The sequence below is a fragment of the Acidisoma silvae genome, assembly GCF_020618775.1.
In the GTDB taxonomy this organism is placed as follows: Bacteria; Pseudomonadota; Alphaproteobacteria; order Acetobacterales; family Acetobacteraceae; genus Acidisoma; species Acidisoma silvae.
On sequence record NZ_JAESVB010000020.1, the window covers coordinates 50,645 to 57,184 of the forward strand.

At 57.5% G+C, this 6,540-nt stretch carries 6 protein-coding genes; 4 read left to right on the forward strand and 2 right to left on the reverse strand.

Annotated elements, in window-relative coordinates:
• Positions 1–146: 146 nt before the first annotated feature.
• The gene (locus ASILVAE211_RS22520) at positions 147–1,043 is read right to left on the reverse strand and encodes a LysR family transcriptional regulator (RefSeq protein ID WP_227323616.1); all 897 of its coding nucleotides are present in this window, start codon (positions 1,041–1,043) and stop codon (positions 147–149) included.
• 197 nt (positions 1,044–1,240) lie between these two features.
• On the opposite strand from ASILVAE211_RS22520, the gene bla reads away from it, so the two are divergent.
• From bla to argC, 3 genes are all read left to right on the forward strand, one after another.
• Complete coding sequence (bla, locus tag ASILVAE211_RS22525) at positions 1,241–2,080, forward strand: class A beta-lactamase (RefSeq protein ID WP_227323617.1); 840 nt, start codon at positions 1,241–1,243, stop codon at positions 2,078–2,080.
• Between the two features lie 16 nt (positions 2,081–2,096).
• Entirely contained in the window at positions 2,097–3,230 is a 1,134-nt protein-coding gene (locus tag ASILVAE211_RS22530) for an acyltransferase family protein (RefSeq protein ID WP_227323618.1), read from the forward strand.
• Between the two features lie 161 nt (positions 3,231–3,391).
• Positions 3,392–4,369, forward strand: a complete 978-nt coding sequence (gene argC, locus ASILVAE211_RS22535) for an N-acetyl-gamma-glutamyl-phosphate reductase (protein WP_227323619.1) — start codon at positions 3,392–3,394, stop codon at positions 4,367–4,369.
• 87 nt (positions 4,370–4,456) lie between these two features.
• Here argC and ASILVAE211_RS22540 read toward each other — a convergent pair whose 3' ends face one another.
• On the reverse strand, positions 4,457–5,203 hold the full coding sequence (locus ASILVAE211_RS22540; protein WP_227323620.1) for a sulfite exporter TauE/SafE family protein: 747 nt from the start codon (positions 5,201–5,203) through the stop codon (positions 4,457–4,459).
• 96 nt (positions 5,204–5,299) lie between these two features.
• On the opposite strand from ASILVAE211_RS22540, the gene ASILVAE211_RS22545 reads away from it, so the two are divergent.
• The gene (locus ASILVAE211_RS22545) at positions 5,300–6,193 is read left to right on the forward strand and encodes a LysR family transcriptional regulator (protein WP_227323621.1); all 894 of its coding nucleotides are present in this window, start codon (positions 5,300–5,302) and stop codon (positions 6,191–6,193) included.
• Positions 6,194–6,540 lie beyond the last annotated feature (347 nt).

Consider the following 6,540-nt stretch of genomic DNA (forward strand, 5'->3'; position numbering starts at 1 on the left):
GTTTCTGGATTAGCAGATAGCCTTCTGAATTTCTGAGTTGGGTCGAGTTCTGCCAGGCTGCTAACAGGCAATATGCCGGGATTCCAGACTGTGTCGTTAAAAGTAACGAATTAGAAGAGTAGACCTAAGATCAGCGGCCTATCTATTCAGCTCTTCCAAGGCGCCGGAAAAGCTTCTAGGTGCCGGATCAAAAGGCGAAGCCTACGGTCCAGCGTTTTATCGCCACGAACGACATACCCGACGGTGCGAGACAGAGGCGGTCTTAAGCGGCAAATCGCAGTTCCTGATACCGGCGTCGAGAGTGCGAGCTTAGGGACGATCGCGACACCGAGGCCGGCGCCCACCAAAACTTTAATTGCTTCAAAACTCCCGAGTTCCATAATGGGTTTAGGTGAACCGCCGCCAGTATCAAACCAATTGTCCGCAATGGTTCTGGTGTCGCCAGCAGCGCGATAGGCGATGAATGGGAACTGCGCGAGTTGCTGCGGCGTAATGCCCTTGGGAAATAACCCATCGCTTTGTGGCAACAGTGCCATCAGCGGCTCTGAGAATAAGGGCTGATAACTCAAAGCGGCGACACGGTTCACCGGCAGGGTCATCAAACCGATGTCAAGTTCACCGGATTGCACCAGGGGCAAGAGATCGGCGGTATCGCCGATTGTGACCTTGAGCGTCAGGCGTGGCATGGCTTGCTTCACCGCTGCCAGAACCGTTGGCAAAAGGTGAATGCAACCCGTAGCCCCCGATCCGATCCGGATTTGACCGGTCTCACCATGTTTACTCTCGGCAGTGACCGCAACGGCATCCTCCGCTGCGGCAACGGCCCGCTGTGCGGGTTCGACGAGTGCTTGCCCAGCCATAGTCAGAATCGACCGCCCGTTGGCCCGTTCGAACAGGCGCACGCTCAGGATACGCTCAAGCTCCCGCAACTGCTGGCTAACGGCGGGCTGCGTGAGTCCGAGTGATTTCGCCGCGATAGAAACGCTGCCCGTTTCCGCGACATGCAGGAAGGCTCGGAACTGTCTGACGGTCGGTAGGCGCATAAGGGAAAGTTATTCTAATAGGGGCGATAGAAAATATTTTCTTCCCTCTCGCGAGGCAAGGCCGCTACATGCCTTCGCCAGGGTAACTAAATAACTCATTGTTTTGATTATCTATAATGCCCTAGCCCCTTCATAGACGATTTCGGTCAAGAGGAGCCAGACAGCCAGTGACGACTTTGATAACGCGACGGACCGCGATGGCGGGCCTGTCCATGGTCTCGGCTTTCGCCGCTATCCGCCCGGCCGCCGCACAAAACGAGACCTCCTTGGCTGTGATCGAAGGAAGGCATGGCGGACGCCTCGGTGTCTTCGCCCTGGATACTGGCTCGGGTCGGACATTGGCCCACCGTGCGGATGAAAGGTTTCTCATGTGCAGCACCTTCAAAGGGCTGCTGGCAGGCCTGGTCTTGGCCCGGGTGGATGCGGGCAAGGAAAACTTGTCGCGCATGATTCCCTATACCGACAGCGATCTGATTTTCACCTCCCCCGTCACCAAAGCCCATGTCAGCCAAGGTGCGATGGCCGTGGGAGACCTGACGCAGGCAATATTGGAATATAGCGACAATACTGCGGCCATCCTTCTCATGCGTAGCGCAGGCGGGCCTGCGGGCCTTACCGCCTTTGTGAGACGCCTGGGTGATACAGTGACGCGCTCCGACCGGTATGAACCCTTGTCCAATCACTATAGCGGTGAATTGGATACGACCTCTCCGCGAGCAATAGTCGCTTCGGCACAGAAGCTTCTGCTTAGCGATGTCTTGACGCCCGAATCAAAGTCGACGCTTGAGGTCGGGATGAAGGCCTGCAAGCCAGGGGTCAGGCGTATCCGAGCTTCTTTGCCTGCTGGTTGGACCATTGGCGACAGACCAGGCGAGAACGTGACTGAGGAATCAAACGACTACGCCATCGTGCGACCGACGGGACGCGCACCCTTGCTGATCGCGGTTTATTATAACGCACCGAATACAAAGATTGCAGACCGTGAAGCTGTCATTCGTGAAGTGGGAGATGCTTTTGTGAAATGGGCACAAGGCTAGTAGGGACAAGGCTGAAATGCAGCTAGGGCCGATAAACCTGCCAGGGCGCAACTCCGGGATCGATGTCCTTCGTGGCATCGCTATCTTTATGGTGATGCTGCTTCATTTCAGCCTCACCTATCGGCTCTGGAATAGCGGCCCGCTAGTGGGCCTCCTGGGCCAAGGCTGGACCCACGCCATCCTGGCTCATGGCAACTTCGCCGTCACAATGTTCTTCGTCGTCTCAGGCTTTCTGATCACGACCAACGCCGCCGAGCGGATGGGCGGACTCGGCAAGATAGAACTGCGCTCGTTCTACATCAAACGGTTTGCACGGCTGATACCGTGCCTTCTGTTAGCCTTGGTCATTATCACGATCCTTGGTCTGTGCTCTGTGGCTTCTTTTGCGACCAAAGCCCCGAACTCTAGGAGCGAACTTCTACTTGGCTGTCTTTCAGTGCTTTTGTTTTTCCACAACATCTTGATGCAGCATCTAGGCTATTTCGACTATGCCCTAAACGTCTATTGGTCGTTGTCGGTCGAAGAGGTTTTCTACCTCGCGTTCCCAATCGTCTGCCTCATCCTCAAGCGCGACGCGCTGATTGCTATCCCCTGCGTCGTTCTTGTTATGGTTGCGCCCTTCTACCGATCTGCCCACGAGAACAACGAGATCTATTATCTATACGCCAATCTCGCGTGCTTTGACGCGATCGCGATCGGCTGCCTGACGTCCATACTTGCTCGGCGATGGCGTCCGTCGTTCAGCACTGCCCGAGCTCTTCAGTTTGGGGGCTGTGTGACGTTGGTCGCATTTTGGCTACAAGGATTTTCCGGCTTTCACGCCGTTTTTAGCTTTACGATCATCGCGCTATCAACGGCAGTGATCATTCTGGGAAGTCTGACAAACCCACCCGACGTTAATTCCCGATCAGCCATCGGGCAGGCCATCTGCTGGCTGGGGCGCCACAGCTACGAACTATATCTGTTCCATATCATCGTGCTCGGCATCATGCGAGACATCTTGCCTGGAAAATCGTTGGGAGGAGTTTGGCAGATACCATGGCTGCTTCTATTCTTGTTGGTATCCATGTTTGCTGCAGCAGGGGCCGCTCGGCTGATCGGTGACCCCGCAAACGCGATACTCCGTCGACATTTTGCGCCTGCACCTTAGGAGACGACAAGATCGACATGAATGGATTTGTGGCAATCTCGGCTTGCCGGCGAAGTGTGTATCGCTGACAGCGTCTATAATGGGTCAGAAGTTGACTTGCCCGCGCGCTAATTGGCCGCCTAAATGCCTCTGTTTGATCACTCACGCGGCAGGATAGCACCATGGGTATGCGCGTTGGCATTGTAGGAATTAGCGGCTTCGGTGGCGGCGAGGCGCTGCGGCTGATTGCGGGCCACCCGTCGTTTGAACTGGTCTATGCTGCTGGCGAGGGCAGCGCAGGCAGCCGCCTTGTGGACCGTTTCCCCGGTGTACCGACCAAGCTGGCAGAACTGGTTATTCAGAAGTGGAACCCCGCTACCCTGCCGCAGCTCGATGTGCTGTTCGCCTCCCTACCCACGGGCACATCGGCTGAAGCGCTTTCGCTCGTCCCCGACGAGGTGAAGATCATCGATATTGGCGGCGATCACCGATATGTCGATGGTTGGACGTATGGCCTGGCCGATGTTTGGCCGCAGCAGATCGCGGGCCAAGTGCGTGTTGCCAACCCCGGTTGCTTCCCGGCCGCGACGCTCAACGCGCTGGCCCCGCTGCTGGCCGAGAGGCTAATCGAGCCGGGCAATATCGTGATCGATGTTAAGACAGGCATCTCCGGCGCAGGCAGAGGGGGCGCAAATAGCCAGTTTAGCTATGCTGAGACCAATGAGAACTTGCAGCCTTACGGCCTCCTGAAACACGTCCACATGCCCGAAATCGCGAAAACCATTGAAAAACTGAGTGGAGGAACCGCGGCAGGATTGGTCTTTACGCCGCATTTGGTGCCGATGACCCGTGGCGTGCTGGCCACCATTTATTGTCGCGGCAAGGCGACGACAGACCAGTGCTTGGACGCGGCTCGCCGCTTTTATGCCGAACGACCATTCATCCGTGTGACGGATAAGCCGCCTCAGACCAAATGGGCCACCGGCTCGAACCTTGCTTTTGTTAGCTACGCAGCGGATCCGGAGCGGAGCCTGGTTATCGCGATGAGCGTCATTGATAATCTTGGAAAGGGAGCGGCTGGTCAGGCGGTCCAAAATGCAAATCTGATTTGTGGCCTGCCCGAAACTGCTGGGCTAGATGGCGCTCCTATTTGGCCTTGAGCTCTCACAATTAGGCCGCTGCGGAATGTCCGGTTAGTGGCGGCTTCACCGGACCTGTGAGTGGCTTAGAAGGGTCGGGGGCCGCACCTAGAGGAAGCCTTGTAGAAGCATTCCAAACCCGAGTGCTATCAGAAAATAGAGAAACCATTTCCGAAACACCTGGTCGTCAATCTTCCCTCGTATTGACTGACCAACCCACATGCCCAGGAGCGCGGGCGCGACCATCAAGGACGAGAAAAGAAGATTTCCGGCACGGAACCGTCCATGCCAAACCAGTCCCAGCGCTAGTCCAATGGTGGAGGTCGTGAAAGACAGGCCAAGTGTCTGAACCAGGTCATCCTTTTCCAGCCCAAGCGCTTGCAGATATGGCACAGCGGGGAAAACGAAGACGCCAGTACAACCGGTCACGACGCCGGTGATGCCGCCGATGAGGGGAGACAGTCGACGTTCCCAGCGTGGAAATACCCGCTTGGGCCGAGCACGAAGGGTATAGAGCGCATAGACGATCAACGCGCCGCCGAGAGCGCCGGTTGTCATGGCCGCATTGCCTCTCGTCAGAGCAGCCGAGCCAAGGATACTGCCCAACACCACGGCGAGCATCATCGGCCAGAACCGTCGCAATGCCCTTAGCAAGCCAGGGCCTGTCAGCAACTGCCAGAGGTTCGTCACGAAGGAGGGCACGAGCAACAGGCCCGCGGCGGTCACAGGCGACATGAGAGCGCCAAGCACGCCCATGGCGACGGTGGGCAGCCCCATGCCGCTCACGCCTTTGACCAGCCCGGCGGCAAAAAAAGTCGCGCAGATTGCGACGATGACGAGGATTGCGTGCGACATACCATCTACCTAGCTGCGCCAGCAGCCAGAACAATGCGAATGATCCGAAGGCAGAGTTCGGCTTTTCCGAAGGCTGGAAGGCCGCTAAGCTAGGTCATGCGCTTCGATCTGACGGATCTTCGCCTGTTTCTGGCCGTTCTGGATGTGGGAAGCATCACACATGGGGCCACGGCCGTCGGCCTGTCCTTGGCGGCCGCCAGCGAGCGCCTGCGGGACATGGAGACCGACGGAAAAGTCGTGCTGCTTGCGCGCAGCCGTCGCGGCGTTCAGCCAACCGAAGCAGGAGATGCACTGGCGCACCATGCACGCCTGATCCTGCGCCAAACCTCCCATATGCAGGATGAACTGGGTCAGCATGCCAAGGGGATGCGGGCGACCATAAGACTGCTGGCCAACACTGCAGCCATGACAGAATTTCTGCCAGTAAGACTTGGCCCCTGGCTGGCCGCACATCCGCAGGTCGACGTTGACATTCGGGAACGACAGAGCACGGAGATTGCGTCGGCTGTCCGGCTTGGCTTGGCCGAGATTGGAATTCTGTCGGCGGCTGTGGACATAGCGGGCTTGCACCTGCGCCCCTTCGCAACTGACAACCTCGTGGTGATTGTGCCACGCCATCATCCGTTCGCATCCCATCGAGCCTTGTCATTTGGCGCAATCATTGGCGAAAATGTCGTTGGGCTATCTGATGGTGCGTTGCAGAGCCATCTCGACGCCCAAGCGGTTCGCGCTGGATTTCGATTTAAGATGCGCGTACGTGTACGCACCTACGAAGGGGTCTGCCGTCTTGTGGCGGACGGCGTCGGCCTCGGAATATTGCCTGCGACGGCCGCAGCTCGCTATCGGCGACCCATGCAACTAGCCGTGCTGAGGATGACTGACCCATGGACAAAACGGCATTTGGCGGCTTGCATTCGGGAAGAGCCCGAACTGACACCGACAGCGCTTAGTCTTTTTGAACACTTGATCGGCGCAACGCGCGACAGCTAGTCGGCACAGTGCGCGTAGGGCTGCTGCTGCTAACTGGTCTGGTAAATATTCCCGATGCCACTAGCGTGACCGTAGAGCGGGCAGTGGCACCCACATGATAGCGTTGTTGAAATACAAGCATTGAGAGAGCCTCATCTCCTCGATCCCGCCCGACGACCTGAACCGGAACCTCGTCGTCGCAAGTCCTGATACGGATGGCCTGCGCTTCCTGTCTTTGGCCGGAGGAACCTACAAGATCCTGGTATCCGGCGCGCAGACCAAGGGCGCCTACTGCCCGTTCGACATGCTGGTTTCTGGGGAAGGTGGCCCACCGATGCACCGTCACGACTTCGAGGAACTGTTCGTGC

What these genes read in the sequence shown, in the direction of transcription:
- ASILVAE211_RS22520 (WP_227323616.1), bottom strand. Translation starts at nt 1,043, where the DNA reads ATGCGCCTACCGACCGTCAGACAGTTCCGAGCCTTCCTGCATGTCGCG.
- bla (WP_227323617.1), top strand. Translation starts at nt 1,241, where the DNA reads ATGGCGGGCCTGTCCATGGTCTCGGCTTTCGCCGCTATCCGCCCGGCC.
- ASILVAE211_RS22530 (WP_227323618.1), top strand. Translation starts at nt 2,097, where the DNA reads ATGCAGCTAGGGCCGATAAACCTGCCAGGGCGCAACTCCGGGATCGAT.
- argC (WP_227323619.1), top strand. Translation starts at nt 3,392, where the DNA reads ATGGGTATGCGCGTTGGCATTGTAGGAATTAGCGGCTTCGGTGGCGGC.
- ASILVAE211_RS22540 (WP_227323620.1), bottom strand. Translation starts at nt 5,203, where the DNA reads ATGTCGCACGCAATCCTCGTCATCGTCGCAATCTGCGCGACTTTTTTT.
- ASILVAE211_RS22545 (WP_227323621.1), top strand. Translation starts at nt 5,300, where the DNA reads ATGCGCTTCGATCTGACGGATCTTCGCCTGTTTCTGGCCGTTCTGGAT.